10 protein-coding genes are annotated in these 16,011 nt (G+C 55.1%); 2 read left to right on the top strand and 8 right to left on the bottom strand.

From position 1 onward, the window contains the following. Positions 1 to 128: 128 nt before the first annotated feature. From CIK92_RS02660 to gltX, 7 genes are all read right to left on the bottom strand, one after another. On the bottom strand, positions 129 to 3,416 hold the full coding sequence (locus CIK92_RS02660; protein WP_158214719.1) for a glycoside hydrolase family 2 TIM barrel-domain containing protein: 3,288 nt from the start codon (positions 3,414 to 3,416) through the stop codon (positions 129 to 131). A 93-nt stretch (positions 3,417 to 3,509) separates the two neighbouring features. Beyond that, positions 3,510 to 4,826, bottom strand: coding sequence for an ATP-binding protein (locus CIK92_RS02655; RefSeq protein ID WP_094388078.1), 1,317 nt, complete (start codon positions 4,824 to 4,826; stop codon positions 3,510 to 3,512). Between the two features lie 219 nt (positions 4,827 to 5,045). Further along, a complete protein-coding gene (locus CIK92_RS02650; protein ID WP_022310382.1) occupies positions 5,046 to 5,267 on the bottom strand; it encodes a DUF2795 domain-containing protein in 222 nt (73 codons plus the stop codon). Positions 5,268 to 5,404: 137 nt separating this feature from the next. Then, positions 5,405 to 6,004: a hypothetical protein gene (locus tag CIK92_RS02645; RefSeq protein WP_144289311.1), complete on the bottom strand. Its 600-nt coding sequence runs from the start codon at positions 6,002 to 6,004 to the stop codon at positions 5,405 to 5,407. A 343-nt stretch (positions 6,005 to 6,347) separates the two neighbouring features. After that, positions 6,348 to 6,542 carry a hypothetical protein gene (locus CIK92_RS02640; protein ID WP_094388076.1) on the bottom strand — a complete coding sequence of 65 codons (195 nt, stop codon included), beginning with the start codon at positions 6,540 to 6,542 and terminating at the stop codon, positions 6,348 to 6,350. Between the two features lie 96 nt (positions 6,543 to 6,638). After that, positions 6,639 to 7,871, bottom strand: a complete 1,233-nt coding sequence (locus CIK92_RS02635) for a 3-deoxy-D-manno-octulosonic acid transferase (RefSeq protein ID WP_094388075.1) — start codon at positions 7,869 to 7,871, stop codon at positions 6,639 to 6,641. Positions 7,872 to 7,928: 57 nt separating this feature from the next. Then, positions 7,929 to 9,446, bottom strand: a complete 1,518-nt coding sequence (gene gltX, locus CIK92_RS02630; protein ID WP_022310379.1) for a glutamate--tRNA ligase — start codon at positions 9,444 to 9,446, stop codon at positions 7,929 to 7,931. A gap of 108 nt (positions 9,447 to 9,554) precedes the next feature. Between gltX and CIK92_RS02625 the strand changes: the two genes are divergently transcribed. Next, positions 9,555 to 11,600: an HD family phosphohydrolase gene (locus CIK92_RS02625; protein ID WP_094388074.1), complete on the top strand. Its 2,046-nt coding sequence runs from the start codon at positions 9,555 to 9,557 to the stop codon at positions 11,598 to 11,600. Positions 11,601 to 11,803: 203 nt separating this feature from the next. Continuing rightward, entirely contained in the window at positions 11,804 to 13,312 is a 1,509-nt protein-coding gene (locus tag CIK92_RS02620; RefSeq protein ID WP_094388073.1) for an OmpP1/FadL family transporter, read from the top strand. 58 nt (positions 13,313 to 13,370) lie between these two features. Here the strand turns inward: CIK92_RS02620 and priA are convergent, their stop codons facing one another. Next, complete coding sequence (gene priA, locus CIK92_RS02615) at positions 13,371 to 15,638, bottom strand: primosomal protein N' (RefSeq protein WP_094388072.1); 2,268 nt, start codon at positions 15,636 to 15,638, stop codon at positions 13,371 to 13,373. Between the last annotated feature and the right edge of the window lie 373 nt (positions 15,639 to 16,011).

Here is a 16,011-nt window from a genome sequence, read left to right as displayed (position 1 = left end):
TACCCCCCCAGAATGGTCATTAGCCCGTTTGGGATTTATAAGTAAGAATGGCGGGCGACAACGAAAAAGGGTGGATATTACGACAAACGTGCGTAATATCCACCCTCCGGTATAGGGTTATTCCATCTTTATTTGGCCATTGGCGTAAAGCGCAAGGTAAACTCATGGGTTCCCGTTGGCGCCATGTATTGTGGCAGACACGAGTCGCCTCCGCAACTATGGTTTCCGATGCCTCGCTGCCAGAAGTCGAAGTGGGCGAAAATCTGGGGGGAGCGCACCAGGTCGTAGGGGTGCTTGCCGCCATAGAACACATCGTAGTTGAACTGGGCGTCGTCGAAATGCGACAGCGAGAAGGCCACCATGCCCTCAGTGGTGATTTGCAACTGAGTGGCGTTGTTGTCGAGCGTGAGCTGGCGCAGGCCCTGGCGGTCGCCCATGGTTTGTGGCGCGCTCTGCTCTTCAAACATGCCATCCACGGTGGTGGTGTAGCGGCCGAGGAGCGAACCGCGCTGGCGGTCGATGTAGTTGCTCCACGGGCCCTTGGCATAATATTCTACGTTCTCGAAGCCGGGCGCAAACTGCATGGTGATGCCGATGCGTCGGGTTTCTGCCGACGAGTTGTTGGTGATGACCTTCATGTCCAAAGTTCCGTTGGGATAGATGGTGTAAACTATCTGGTGGGTGTCGGTACCATTGGTTACGGCCGTTTCCACCATCACGTTCTTACCCTGCTTCTTGGGCGCACTCACCATTGTCTTCTTGCCAGTGAGGACACCTTCCTCCTTGTTATCGTTCTCGGCCACGCCACCTGGGGCGCCGAGGTTGATGTTGTCGTTGGCTATGCGGCGGAAGCCGTTGAAATCAGGTCCGGCGTTGGGCTGCACGAGCTGCGTGTTGCCATAGGTCCACTGGGCGATGGTTCCATCCTCTGCGAAAGCAATACTGAAATTGTTGCCGGTGACGGTGTTGCCCTTCACCTTGAGCTTACCCTTCTCCTGGATGGCGGGCAGCTGACCGTGGCTTTGCTGCACGAAGGTGGGGTCGGCAACCGATACACCAGCGGCGTTGTCGGCGGAGAGCTTAAACTGCTGCTGTGCCATGGCGTAGCCCTGCTTACTCCAAGAGGTGGCTTTCTTCAGTACGAGGTTGAAGGTAATGACATACTCGGCCTTGGCGTCCACTACGGTGGTGTAAGGAATGTTGATTTGGCAGGTGTTTCCGGGCTGCACCGATGGGACGGCCACCTGGTTCTTCTCCACCGAAACGCCATTGCGGAGCACCTCATAGCTGAGGTCGTAGCTGTCGGCCAGATCGGTGAACGCGCACTTGTTCTTCAGGGTGAGCACGTGGTTGGCAAACGACTCGAAGTCGGCGTCTCTATAGACATACTTCACCTCGGTGAGCTTGGCGGTCCACTCACGGCCCGGGGTGATGATGCCGTTGCTCATGAAGTCGCCCTGGAAGCCTCTGTCGCCACGGTTCATCTTGGTGTAGTCGTAACCCGATGTGTAATAGTGGAGCCCGGTCTTGGCATCCGTCAGCGGAAGACCCTCGCGTATGCGGCGCGTGTCGTAGATGCCCTGGTCTACCCAGTCCCAGATGCAGCCGCCAATAATGCCAGTGCTTGTCTCGATGAGATTCCAGTATTCTTGCAGATTTCCCACAGCCTGACCCATGGCGTGCGCATACTCGCAGATGAAGTAGGGCTTGTTGTTGAGACCGTCCATATGCGTCTTCATCACCTCGATTTTAGGATACATGTCGGAGCCGAAGTCGGAGTATTTGGCGCCGTTCTTATAGCCCTCATAGTGCACCCATGCGTCGCGGCCGGGGAGCAGTTCCTTCACCTTGTCGTAGGTAGCCTGGAAGTTGTCGCCACCGCCCGACTCGTTACCGAGCGACCAGAACACCACGCTGGGATGGTTGCGGTCTCTCAGCACCATGCGCTCGGTGCGGTCTACGTAGGCGTCGCGCCAGGTGGGGTTGTTGGAGAGCGAATGGTTGTTGTGGCACTCCACATCGGCCTCGTTCATGCAGTAGAGTCCGTAATAGTCGAACATGGCATACATCTTGGCCTGACGGGGATAGTGGCTGGTGCGGACAGTGTTTACATTGGCCTGCTTCATCAGCACCACATCGCGGAGCATGGTCTCCACATCGATGGCGTGGCCATAGAGCGGGTGGATATCCTGTGTGTTGACACCCTTGAAGAACACGCGCTTGCCGTTTACATACACCAGGTGGCCCTTGATGGCCACATCTCTGAAACCGTATTTGGTAGAGAACACCATCTCCTCCTTGCCACCTACCTTCTGGCGCACGATGACGGTATAGAGATTGGGCTGCTCGGCCGACCAGGCCTTCAGGCCGGTGAGGTTGTCGAGAGTGAGGCGAATGTGCTTCTGCGCGTCGTTGGCGGTCATAGCCACCTGCGTCTCCTGCTTGCCCACCAGCTTGCCTTGGGGGTCGAGGAGCTCTATTTCGAGCGTCTTCTCCGAGCGCTCCTTGGCGGCGTTGTCGAGGGTGAGGTCTACATTGAGGTTACCCGAAGCATAGTCGTCCTTGAGGGCCGATGTGATGTAATGGTCGGCCACGAAGGTCTTGGGCGTGGCCACGAGATAGACATCGCGGTGGATGCCTCCGAGGTGCCACATGTCCTGCCCCTCAAGGTAAGAACCGTCGCACCAGCGGTAGACGCGCACCGACACGTTATTGTCGCCCTTGCGCACAAGGTGGGTCACATCAAATTCGGCGTCGGTATTGGCACCTTGCGAATAGCCAGCATACTTGCCGTTTACCCACACCACAATGGCGCTGCAGGCTCCGTCGAAGTGGAGAAAGACGCGCTTGTCCTGGTCCCAACCGTCAGGCAGATTGAAATTGCGGCGATAGGAACCTACGGGGTTCTTGTCGAAATTGTCGTTGAACGCCGTGATGAAAGGGGGCTTGTTCTCGAAGGGATAGCCCACATTATTATATACGGGCACATCATATCCGGCCATCTCCCAGTTGAGGGGGACCTGGAGCTCTTTCCAAGAAGAAACATCGGCATTATCGGCCCAGAAATCGTCTTTCTCGGGCTTGCCCTGCTTCCAGTCGGCGGTGTAGTGGAACTTCCATTTGCCGTTGAGCAGCAGGTAGTTGGCACGCTTAGGCGTGAGCCATGGATACTTGTAGCAGTCGTCCTGCTGCATCGAGGCTGTAGAGGCATAGGGCACAAACGTGGCGTGGGCCTTTTCCTTGCGGTCCTCAAACTTGGTCTCGTCTTCTACCCATTTATCCATAAAGGGGCATACGTCGGCCTTCGTCTCCACCACCTTTTTCTTCTTGGCGGGACGGGGGTGAGCCAGAGCCGATGCGCTGAAAAGGAAGATCAACGCTGCCGCAGCTCCCCAAATTAGATGTTTTTGTTTCATTGTCATGTTGTATGGTTAATAATTGTTTTGTCTATGCCTGTCTGCTACTTGCCCTATCCGAAAAGAGCGCGGCATACCATCACTATAGGACATTTATTTGTCCAGCCATTTCATAGCCCATTCCGTCAGAGGCGAAGGGCATGCGAGCATACCACTGTTACGCTGCAAGTTGAGGAAAGAGAAACGTATGCGGTTCTTGGGGTGGTAACGTTCGTTGTACACAACGATACTTCTGCCACTGACGCAGTTCTCTGCCTTTACCTCTACAGGTATTATCTCGTCCTCCCGCTGCAACAGGAACTCTATTTCTGCCTTCCCTTCCGAAGACCAATAGTAAGGCACAGAGCCATAGGATGGCAACAGACTTTGCAACACCGCATTCTCTGCCATGGCGCCTTTGAATTCGGTGTAGTTGGCTGTCGGGTCAATGACTATGCTTCCCGGCAAGTCGGCCAAGCGCCTCAACAGGCCACAGTCACTGGCATATACCTTGAATATGTCTGGTTCTTCGTAGGCGCTCAATGGCATTCCAGGTTTCGAGACGGCGTTCACACAATATATCATGCCTACATCTTCAAGCCAGAGCAAAGCATCCTCGTAGTCACGGCTCCTTGCGCCCTTTTTTACAACCTTATAGATGAACTTCCTGTTCTCCTTGGCAAGCTGGGACGGAAGTGAGCGCCAAAGGGCATGTATGCGAGGTATCTCGCGAGGGTCTGCATACTTGGCGAAGTCAAGTTCATACAAGTCCAATATGCCTTGCAGTATGTCGTCGACTGCCTGCATTCCCTGGTTTTCAAGCATGCTGACAGCGGCTTCAGGCATACCGCCAGAGACCATATATCTGCGATACTCCGACTTCAACTTGTCAAGAATAATAAGCGGTAGCTTCTCAGGTTCCTCTATCTGCTCAACATAATTGAAGATCTGGATGTCGCTGGCCCGCAGATACTCCTTGAACGTAATAGGATACATGCGCATAACCTGTACCTTACCAACAGGTACGGTCATCCTCCGCCTCTTAACAGCCACACCCAACAGCGAGCCAGCCGCTATGATGTGCCATTCGGGGGCTTCCTCACAAAAATACTTTAACGAGTTGAGCGCTTCCTCGCACTCCTGTATCTCATCAAATATGAGCAGCGTCTTGCCCGGCACAAGGGGAACTGGGCTATAAAGAGACAGTTCCTTTATGATGCGGGCGGGTTCCTTTGACACCGTGAAGGCTGACAATAACTCCTTCTGGCGGTCAAAGTCAAATTTCGCCGTGTAGTCAAAGCATTCCTTTCCAAACTCTTCCATGGCCCACGTCTTGCCAATCTGGCGGGCGCCTTTCAATAGGATTGGCTTGTGCTTTGCCGCATCTTTCCACTCCTTGAATTTGTTGACTATGTCTCTTTTTATCTTCATAATTACACTAACAACTTCCGATTTGTGTCATTTTTGACATTTTTCCGAACTTGTCGTGTGCAAATATACGATATAAAGAGGAAAGGAACAAGTTTTCGGAGGGTTATTTTGGCCCACTGGCGGGAAAAGACGGAAAAAAGCGGCATAGGAACCCTGTTGTGGAATTCCTATACCGCTTATATTCTACGCCTACGGCTGAGAAAGTCAGCCCGTCAGCGATTAGTATTCATCATCGTTCCAGAGGAAATCTTCCTTGGAGGGATAGTCGGGCCAAATGTCTTCAATGCTTTCATACACTTCACCTTCATCCTCTATTTCCTGCAAGTTCTCGAGTACCTCGAGAGGAGCACCTGAACGGGTGGCATAGTCTATAAGTTCGTCCTTGGTTGCGGGCCAAGGTGCATCTTCCAATTTTGAAGCTAATTCAAGAGTCCAATACATAGTCTTTAGTTTTGGTCGTTAATTTTATTGGATGCAAAAGTAGCACTTTATATTCAATTATACGACTGTTTATGACCATTTTTGCTGTTAAATAATCATTAATAATAAAAAAAAGCAAAAATATAGGGACGATTGGATTAAAAATTGATTGTGTAACAACGCTTGTGCTTGCTCTGGTCCAGCATCACGATGCCGGTGTAGTATAAATCATAACAGACGGCGGCATGGTTGTTGCCGACGATGCGTTGCCAAGTCTCGCGCGAGCGGGCGTCGCGGTGTATACCATCGACCATGACCACGCTGGCGCTGTCTATGCGTGGCAACAGGCTGAGCAGAGCATCCACATGCTGCACATCGGTGCGTATCACCACGCGCTCACCGTCGATGACAGCGGGCACCTCGTCGCCTTCAGCCACCGGGAGGATGCAGGCACGGCGCGCGCCGGCAGAGAAATACTCCTGGCGCTCAGCGCTCAAGCCGTCTATGAAGTCGAGGATATAGCGGGGCTGAACCTCGTTGGCCACGCGCAGACAGAGACGCAGCAGGCGCAGCGCCACACGGCTCTCCACGGGCTCCCGCTTCTGCAGGTCGGCGTAGGCATAATAGGGGTAATGCTCGTTGATGACATAGCGCACAAAGCGGTAAGCCGACGGCGACTGGATGCCAAATCCCCTGCAATAGGCGATGCGGCTAAGCCATACTCCCACGGTCTGCAACCATTCTGTCACGTTGTTCATCTTACACCTTGTTATATTTATAGCCTCGTATATTATATTTATAGCCTCGTATGCTCGCATATATAGCCACGAAGGCCACTGCAAAGGTAAACTTTTTCTGCCAATTTATCCCCCTATCGCGTCACTTTTATCCTTTTTTCAAGCACCCTGACCCACGAGCGAGCCACCGTGACCATCTCCACAACTCTGCTGACCAACTCTGCAAAACTGCTGACCAACTCTGCGAAGCTGCTGACCAACTCTGCGAAGCTGCTGACCATCCTGGCTGGCTCGTATCGTAAGGCACGAGGCCACGTAACATATGATACGAAAGCTCGTGACTTACGATACGTAGGCTCGTGACTTACGATACGAGCTGCCCAAGGTCATCAGCCGCCCCATCATACGTGGCCAGCCGCCTCATTATCAGCAACAGCCCGGCCGTCGCTGCCCCCACAGCCATGCCCACGCTCCCCCAGCTCGCCGCCAAACAAAACTCCCCTGCCTCCACGATGACGGGAAACAGGGGAATATACTGATTTTCTATTACTATGGTCATGGTTGTCGGCCTATGGCACCCACCAGTTGAGCCAAGAAGGTCTGGTAGCGGGCCACAAGAGTCGGGTAGCGAACCAAGCGGGGTGGAAAGCGCTGCTCAGAACCTCACCTTGCCGAGTATCTTGGTGGTGGCGCCAGTCATCTGGGCCACAAATGCGCCAGCCCTATCGCCGCAGCACTTGCGGTATTCGGCGTCGTCGGTAAAGCGGGTTATCAGTTCTTCAAAGTCTTCCGGGGTGTGTATCTCAAAGCCTCCCTCGGCACGCTTCAAGCCCTGCGCCTCACTGAAGCGCTGGTTGTTGGGACCGAAGATGACGGGCATATCCCACACGGCTGCCTCGAGCACATTGTGGATGCCCACGCCGAAGCCGCCACCGACATAGGCCACGTCGCCGTAGTGGTAGGCACTCGACAGCAGACCGAAACAGTCGATGATGAGACAGTCGGCCTCTGCGGCTTCCTGCTCGTTGGTCTGGGTGTAGCGCACGGTCTTCATCTGGAGCATGTCGGTAATCTGGCGCAGATGGTCCTCGCCTATCACGTGGGGCGCGATGATGAGTTTCCACTGTCTATGCTCGTTGAAATAGGGAATGAAAATCTCCTCGTCGGGCTGCCAGGAAGATCCAGCCACAAAGACGGGCGCCTTGACATCGGCATCGCCACCCACAAAGGCGTCGATAATGGGCAGACGACGGGCTGCCTCCTTAATCTGGAGCACGCGGTCGAAGCGGGTGTCGCCCACCACGTCGACATCGGTGATGCCGATAGAGGCAAGCAGGCGCTGCGACTCCTCGTTCTGCACGAAGAAGCGGGTGAAGCAAGTGAGCACACGGCTGTAGCGCCATCCGTACCACTTGAAGAAGATTTGCTCGGGACGGAAGATGCTCGACACGCTGTAGGTGGGTATGCCGCGGTGCTTGAGCACATGCAGGAAGTTGTACCAGAACTCGTACTTGATGAAGAATGCCATCACGGGGCGCACGATGCGCAGGAACTTGCGCGCATTGCCTATGGTGTCGATGGGCAGATAGCAGATGACGTCGGCACCCTTGTAATCCTTGCGCACCTCATAGCCCGAGGGCGAGAAGAAGGTAAGCAGTATCTTGTACTCGGGGTGCTGGCGGCGCACCTCTTCCATCAGCGGGCGGCCCTGTTCGAACTCGCCCAACGACGCAGCATGAAACCAGATGTAGCGGTCGGCTGGATTAATCTTCTCACGCAATATACGGAACGACTCCTGCTCTCCGCGCCACATCTTGCGCACCTTGTCTGAAAACAGGCTGGCTATGGCTACGCCCACCTGTATCAGGTAGATAATGACATTGTACATAATCTAACGAAAAAAGGGTGCCGCCCCCGTGGGCACGACACCTTATTATATATATAGTTATTTCAGAACCTCGACGGCACGGCGCAGACGGCGCAGAGTCTCCTCCTTGCCCAGGAAGGCAGAGATGTCGAACATGCCGGGACCCTTGCCTATGCCCACGAGGGCCAGACGGAAGGCGTTCATGATGTCGCCCAGCTTGTAGCCCTTGTCCTCGACCCACTTCATGACCACAGGCTCCTGGCCCTCGATGCTGAAGTCGTCGATGCCCTCGAGCACCTCGGCCAGCTCGGTCATCTGCTGGGCTGAATATTCCTTCCAGCGCTTGCGCACTGTCTTCTCGTCGTACTCCGTGGGTGGCAGGAAGAAGAAAGAGCACAAATCCCAGAGCTCGCGTACAAAGCTGACGCGGTCTTTCATCAGGCTGACTACCGTGCGGATACGCTCCATCGACTCATCCACGCCATTGTTGGCCACGATGGGTGCAAAGAGGTCGGCTATCTCTTCGTTGCTCTTGCGCAGAATGTACTCATGGTTGAACCAGATGCCCTTCTGGTAGTCGAACTTGGCGCCACTCTTCGAGCATTTGCTGATGTCGAAGACCTCAACCAGTTCTTCGAGGCTGAAGAGCTCCTGCTCGGTGCCTGGGTTCCAGCCCAGCAGCGCCAGGAAGTTGACCACTGCCTCGGGGAAATAGCCGCTCTCGCGGTATCCGCTTGACACTTCGCCGGTCTTGGGGTCATGCCATTCGAGCGGGAATACGGGGAAACCCAGACGGTCGCCATCGCGCTTGGACAGTTTGCCCTTGCCCTCGGGCTTGAGGAGCAATGGCAGGTGGGCAAAGCGGGGCATGGTGTCTTCCCAACCAAACGCGCGGTAGAGCAACACGTGCAGCGGTGCCGATGGCAACCACTCCTCGCCACGGATAACGTGGCTTATCTCCATCAGATGGTCGTCTACGATGTTGGCAAGATGGTAAGTGGGCAGCTCGTCAGCACTCTTATAGAGCACCTTGTCGTCGAGGATGTCGCTCTTGATGACCACATCGCCGCGTATCATGTCGTTGACATGCACCTCGATACCGGGGGTGATGAGGAAGCGCACCACATACTGCTCGCCGTCGGCTATCATCTGGCGCCACTCTGCCTCGGGGAGAGACAGCGAGTTGCGCATCTGCATGCGGGTGCGTGCATCATACTGGAAATTCTGTATCTCGGCGCGCTTGGCGTCAAGCTCCTCGGGCGTGTCGAAGGCATAATAAGCCTTGCCGTCGGCCAAGAGCTGGTCTACATACTTCTTGTAGATGTCGCGACGCTCACTCTGGCGGTAGGGACCATGGTCGCCACCGAAGCTGACGCCCTCGTCAAACTTGATGCCGAGCCACTTGAATGACTCTATAATGTATTCCTCTGCTCCTGGAACAAAACGATGGGAGTCTGTATCTTCGATACGGAACACGAAATCACCACCATGCTGGCGGGCAAAGAGGTAATTGAAAAGGGCGGTACGAACACCACCGATGTGCAAAGGTCCTGTAGGACTCGGCGCAAAGCGCACTCTGACTCTTCTTTCGGTCATTATATTTATAGAAATTATTATTTTTTTGCAAAATTACGGTATTTTTCTGAGTATTGACCATTATTTTTCGTATTTTCGCAAAATAAAAGCATTACAGATACAATAAACATGAAAATAGGGTTTACCAACAACCGAATCAACAGAGCGCTCACGCGTCTGACACTTATCATTGCCAGCACGGCCATCATCGTGTGGTTTCTGCCCCACAACGAGAGCCAGCGCATAAGATACGATATCGGCAAGCCATGGATGTACGGCTCGTTCATCGCCAAGTTTGACTTCCCCATCTACAAGACCGACGAAGCCATCAAGCTGGAGCAGGACTCGCTGATGGAGTCCTTTCAGCCCTACTACCGCTACGACACCCAGGTGGAGCAGCAGCAGCTAGAGCACTTGCGCCAGGACCTCGCCGCCAATAGCCACCCTATCTCCCACGACCTGGAGGCGGCCGTCATAAAGCGCCTGCACCGCCTCTATGCCACAGGTATCATGGGCATGGCAGAATATCAGGACATGGCAAGAGACTCTGCCACGACCATACGCATAGTCAACGAGAAAGAGGCTGTGCCTCTGGAGGTGGGGCAGGTCTACTCGACCATGAGTGCCTACGAACAGCTGCTCGCCGATGAGCGTCTTGCCGACCAGAAGTCGACCCTGCAGAAGCTCAACCTCAATGAGTACATCGAGCCCAACCTCATCTACGACAAGGACCGCAGCCAGGCTGAGCTCAACGACCTGCTCAGCGGCATCTCGCCAGCCAGCGGCATGGTGCTTACGGGTCAGAAGATTATAGACCGTGGCGAGATCGTCGACGACTACGACTACCGCGTGCTCTCTTCGTTTGAGCGGGAGATGCAGCGACGCAGCTCAGACTCTACCGAGATCACCTCGACCATCATGGGCCAGCTGCTGTTTGTGCTCATCCTCATCTCGCTCTTCTCGACCTACCTGGCGCTCTTCCGCAAGGACTACTTTGCCAAGCCCCGCAACATACTGATGCTCTACGTGATGGTGACGCTCTTCCCCGTGCTGGTGTCGTTCATGATGACCCACAACGTGTTCAGCGTCTACATCCTGCCGCTGGTGATGGCGCCCATCTTCGTGCGCGTCTTCCTTGACTCGCGCACCGCCTTTGCCACCCACGTCACGATGGTCATCATCTGTGCCGCCGCCGTAAAATACCAGTACGAGTTCATCATCGTCCAGATAGTGGGCGGCATGGTGGCCATCTACTCGCTGCGCGAACTGTCGCGCCGTGCCCAGGTGTTCCGCACCGCTCTGCTGGTGACGCTGTCGAGTTGCGTGGTCTACTTCGCCCTGCAACTCATGCAGGACAGCGACTTCACCGACCTCGACCACAGCATGTACTCCTACTTCATCGTCAACGGCGTATTCCTGCTGCTTGCCTACCCGCTCATGTATCTCATCGAGAAGACCTTCGGATTTATCTCCGATGTGACGCTCATCGAACTGTCTGACACCAACAAGGGACTGCTGCGCGAGCTGAGCGAGGTGGCTCCCGGTACCTTCCAGCACTCCATTACCGTGGCCAACCTGGCAGCCGAGATAGCCAACAAGATAGGCGCCAAGAGTCTGCTTGTGCGTACCGGAGCGCTCTATCATGACATCGGAAAGAAAGACGACCCCGTCTTCTTCACCGAGAACCAGTCGGGCGTGAACCCGCACAGCGAGATTTCCTGCCGCGAGAGCGCGCGCATCATCATCAGCCATGTCACCAAGGGCGTCAAAGAGGCCGAGCGCGCCAATCTGCCCGCCTTCATCAAGGACTTCATCCTCACCCACCACGGCAAGGGCATCACCAAGTACTTCTATATTAAATATAAGAATGAACATCCCGACGAGGATGTCGACATCCAGGAATTTGCCTATCCCGGCCCCAATCCTTTCACCCGCGAACAGGCCATCCTCATGATGGCCGATACCGTCGAGGCGGCTTCTCGCTCGCTGCCCGAATATACCGAAGACAGCATCTGCGACCTCGTCAACCGCCTCATCGACCAGCAGGTGGCCGACGGCTTCTTCAAGGAGTGCCCCATCACCTTCCGCGACATCGCCCAGGCCAAACTGGTGCTCATCGAGCGCCTCAAGGCCATTTACCATACACGTATACAATATCCGGAACTGAAGAAATAGGAAACCGAGAACAACCTGGGTACCCTCGAGACCAATCTGGGCGCCCACAGAGTCCAACTTAAGGCCCAAAAACCGCACAAAAAGCCCGATTTGTGCGGTTTTTGGGCTTCTAAATGTTAACAAGAGATAAAATAACGATGAACGTAGTGGATATATAGAACAATATTAATACCTTTGCATCCAATATTTTTAGTTTTTTTAAGATGAATAAGACAAAACTGATTTGCACAGCGTTAGCAATCGTTATTTTTTCGACCACCGCACAGGCCGGTGGATTACTCACCAACACCAACCAGAACATTAATTTCCTCCGCAATCCCGCGCGCGATGCTGCCATTGCCATCGATGGCGTCTACAGCAACCCCGCCGGTGTAGTCTTCCTGGGCGAGGGCATGCACCTGTCTATAGGATTGCAGAATGTACACCAGACCCGTACTATCAAGACGGGCTTCCCACTCTTCCCCAACAACGTGAACATGAGTGGCAGCGTACACGAGTTTGAGGGCAAGGCCGACGCGCCCGTTCTCCCCTCTCTGCAGGCTGCCTACAACAAGGGAAACTGGAGCTTCCAGTTCGGATTTGCCCTTACCGGCGGCGGTGGCAAATGTGAATTCCCCTACGGCCTCGGCTCTTTTGAGCAGGTGGTTGCCGGCGTCACCACCTATGCCCCCGCAGTCAACGGGCTTTACCAGAAACTCGGCCACCTGGGCATCCCCGGCATGGCAGGTCACGGCATGGGCAGCAAGTATAGCTACGACTCATTTATGCGTGGCCGCCAGTATTATTATGGTTTCACCTTCGGTACCGCTTACCGCATCAACGACCACCTCTCTGTCTATGGCGGTCTGAAGATGCTCTACGGTTCGGCCAACTACTATGGTTATGTCAAGAACATCTCCATCGAGCATATCGAAAACGGCCAGTCATCTATGGTAAGTGCTCCCGCCCACTTCGCTGAATTGGCCACCATGCTTAACCGCTACATCGGAGCCTTAGAGCCAACTCTCAATACAGAACAATTAGAAGGATTGAAAGATGCCGCAAGACTTGCTACTGGGCTGAGCCAGTCCACCCAGGACATCGAGCTCAACTGCGACCAGACTGGATGGGGCGTGGCTCCCATCATCGGTATCGACTACAAGACAGGACGCCTGAACCTTGCTGCCAAGTATGAGTTCAAGACCCGTATGCGTCTGAAGAACAAGTCGGCCAACAGCCTCAGCGCCGAGGGCATCCCCATGCTCAGCAAATTCAAGGACGGTAACGAGGTGGCAGAAGACACTCCCGGCTTGCTCACCGTAGGTGCACAGTACTCGCTGCTGCCCTCGCTCCGCATTTCGGCCGGTTGGCACCACTACTTCGATGTCGACACCAAGCAGTACACCAAGGATATGTTGAGCGACACCAATGAGTATCTCGTCGGTGCCGAATACGACATCAACAAGTGCTGGCAGGTAAGCGCCGGAGCGCAGAAGACCCAGTACGGATTCAAGGATGCGGGTATGAACGACATCAGTTTCAATGTCAACTCCTACTCTATCGGCTTCGGAGTCGGTGTCCAGGTAAGCGAGAAGGTAAAGATCAATGCCGCTTACTTCCAGACCATCTACAGCGACTACGACAAGAAAGAGGCCGTCGGTCAGGGCACCGTTACCAACTCGTTCACACGTACCAACCGTGTCTTCGGCCTCGGTGTAGACCTCACTCTCTAAGAGAGACCTTAATTATAAGTAAATATATCAATAATCTGTGTGTGATGTGGGCTTGCTGTCATAGCGGGTCCACATCATAGTATATCTGCAGGGTAGCATATTGCTTGTCCTGCATTATTTTTTGCTGCACCTGACGCAGGTATTGTCTCACCTGACGCCCGTCGAGACTGTTCTCGAGCTTGAGCACAATCTTGCGGATGCTCATCGTCTTGACGCGGGCTATCGACGGTTTGTCGGGGCCCAGCACCCGCTCGCCCAAGCCTTGCCTGAGCCATCCCGCCATGAGCAGGGCAGCACTCTCTGCCACGTGCTCCTGCCTGTGCTTGATGTACACGTATATCAGACGGGCAAACGGCGGATAGCGGAACAGTCGCCGCTCGTCCATCAGGTCGCCGAAGAAGCCCTTGAAGTCATGCCCCACGATCTGGTGTATCACCGGCAGCTCGGGAGCTTTAGTCTGGAGTATCACCAGACCGCGTTCGCCCTTGCGGCCAGCCCTTCCGCTCACCTGGCCCATCATCATGAAGGCGTGTTCGTAGGCGCGGAAGTCGGGATAGTTGAGCATCGAGTCGGCATCGAGTATGCCCACCACGCCCACATTGTCGAAGTCGAGTCCCTTGGTCACCATCTGCGTACCGATGAGCACATTGGTCTTGCCCTGAGAGAAGTCGGCGATAAGGCGCTCATAGGCGTTGCGCGTGCGGGTGGTGTCGAGGTCCATGCGAGCCACCCTGGCATCGGGAAACTCGGTGCGCACGGCGTCCTCTATCTTCTCTGTGCCATAGCCTTGCCCTCTCAGGTCGCGCCCACCACAGTTGGGGCACTCTGTGGGCACGGTATAGGTGTAGCCGCAGTAGTGGCAGGTGAGCCTGTTGGTCACCTTGTGGAGCGTGAGCGACACGTCGCAGTTCTCGCAGCGCGGCACCCATCCGCAGTCGTGACACTCTATCATCGGCGCAAAGCCGCGGCGGTTTTGGAAGAGTATGGCCTGCTTGCCGCGGCTGAGCTGGTCGCGCACGGCAACCAGCAGGTCGGGCGAGAAGAGACCGTTCATCATCTTGCGACGACGCAGGTCCTTGACATCGACCACCCGTATCTCGGGGAGCTGGATGTCCTGATAGCGGGTGGTGAGGGTTACCAGCCCATACTTGCCGCTCTGCGCGTTGTGATACGACTCTGCCGACGGCGTGGCGGTGCCCAGCACCACACGGGCTCCAGTGGCACGGGCCAGCATAATCGCCACCGACCGCGCATGGTATCGCGGCGACGGGTCCTGCTGCTTGAAGCTGGTCTCGTGTTCCTCGTCGATGATGACCATGCCCAGCCGGGTAAAGGGCAGGAAGACGGCACTGCGCGCGCCGAGGATTACATCGTAGGGATGGTCGGAGAGCTGCTTGCGCCATATCTCCACGCGCTCGGCGTCGCTGTACTTGGAGTGGTAGATGCCCAACCGCGAACCGAAGACGCGGCGCAGACGCTCCATCATCTGCACCGTGAGCGCAATCTCGGGCACCAGATAGAGCACCTGCTTCTTCTCTTCCAGCGCGCGGGCTATCAGATGGATGTACACTTCGGTCTTACCACTCGAGGTCACTCCGTGGAGCAGCGTCACCTCGCGCTCCTTCATGCTCGCCACCACGGCGTCATAGGCATGGGCTTGCGCGGGGCTCAGTGTCTTGGGCTGGGCCAGGGGCTCGCCCACTCCGTCGTTGAGCCTGCCCACTTCCACCTTATATATATATAATAGGTGGCGGTCTACGAGCGCTTTGATGATGGCTTCGGTAGCGTTGGACTCGTTGCGCAGCTCTTCACGGGTAATCTCGCGCACCTCTACCTTCTCGCCATCGGCCCTCATGTCCCAGTGGCTCATCTGCAGATAGGTGGCAAACACCTGCTGCTGCTTGCGGGCCCTTGCGAGCGACTCCATAGCCACGTGCAGCGCGCGCTGGTCGTGCAACTGCGGGCTGAGGGCTATATAGTCCTCTGTCTTGGGTCTGAACCCGTCCTCGGCCTTCAGCCCCGACGGCATCGCGGCGGTATATACATCGCCGATAGGCGCCAGATAGTAGTAGGATATCCACTGCCACAGCGAGAGCTGATGGGGCAGCAGCATAGGATGGTCGTCGAGCACGTCGACGATGTCCTTTACCTCAAAGTCGGGTTGGATGTCATGGATGTTGAGCGCCACCGCCGTGTAGGTCTTGCTCCGTCCGAGCGGCACCAGTATACGTACGCCTGGCACTACCCTTGACTCCAGGGCAGCGGGCACGCTGTAAGTGAAAAGGCCGTCTAACGGCAGCGGAAGTATAGCCTCAACATATTTCATGCAGGCAAAGTTATATAAAATTACGAAGAAACCCACGCTTCCTCCCATTTCTTTTCGCGCGCACGCCACAAAACTTCCTCCCACCCCCATTTCCCCTTGCAGCGAATGGCATCATCTACCGAGGCGGCCTATCCGCCTTGCGCAGTGGTGAGCCTACGGTGGCAGCGCAGACTATGGCCATGCCGCCCAAGGGCCATATCGCAGCGGTATGTGACTTACCCTAAAAAAACTTGACACTTTTGGATACCTAAAACAAAAGTGTATGAGAACAAAAGTAAAACGTGAAAGAGATCGTGTCCTAAATGAAGCGACAGGTCAGTATGAATGGGTATGGGTAGAATCCACTCGCTACATTCATGATGAAGAAGATCGA

Origin of the sequence: Prevotella sp. P4-67 (assembly GCF_002251325.1) — a bacterium.
Classification (GTDB): domain Bacteria; phylum Bacteroidota; class Bacteroidia; order Bacteroidales; family Bacteroidaceae; genus Prevotella.
The sequence above is the reverse complement of the archived record's forward strand: the minus strand, read 5'-3'. Positions and strand labels throughout refer to the sequence as shown.

Excerpts from the sequence above, each read along its gene's own strand:
- CIK92_RS02650 (WP_022310382.1), bottom strand. The coding sequence starts at position 5,267 with ATGTATTGGACTCTTGAATTAGCTTCAAAATTGGAAGATGCACCTTGG.
- CIK92_RS02660 (WP_158214719.1), bottom strand. The coding sequence starts at position 3,416 with ATGAAACAAAAACATCTAATTTGGGGAGCTGCGGCAGCGTTGATCTTC.
- CIK92_RS02655 (WP_094388078.1), bottom strand. The coding sequence starts at position 4,826 with ATGAAGATAAAAAGAGACATAGTCAACAAATTCAAGGAGTGGAAAGAT.
- priA (WP_094388072.1), bottom strand. The coding sequence starts at position 15,638 with ATGAAATATGTTGAGGCTATACTTCCGCTGCCGTTAGACGGCCTTTTC.
- CIK92_RS02645 (WP_144289311.1), bottom strand. The coding sequence starts at position 6,004 with ATGAACAACGTGACAGAATGGTTGCAGACCGTGGGAGTATGGCTTAGC.
- CIK92_RS02640 (WP_094388076.1), bottom strand. The coding sequence starts at position 6,542 with ATGACCATAGTAATAGAAAATCAGTATATTCCCCTGTTTCCCGTCATC.
- CIK92_RS02620 (WP_094388073.1), top strand. The coding sequence starts at position 11,804 with ATGAATAAGACAAAACTGATTTGCACAGCGTTAGCAATCGTTATTTTT.
- CIK92_RS02625 (WP_094388074.1), top strand. The coding sequence starts at position 9,555 with ATGAAAATAGGGTTTACCAACAACCGAATCAACAGAGCGCTCACGCGT.
- CIK92_RS02635 (WP_094388075.1), bottom strand. The coding sequence starts at position 7,871 with ATGTACAATGTCATTATCTACCTGATACAGGTGGGCGTAGCCATAGCC.
- gltX (WP_022310379.1), bottom strand. The coding sequence starts at position 9,446 with ATGACCGAAAGAAGAGTCAGAGTGCGCTTTGCGCCGAGTCCTACAGGA.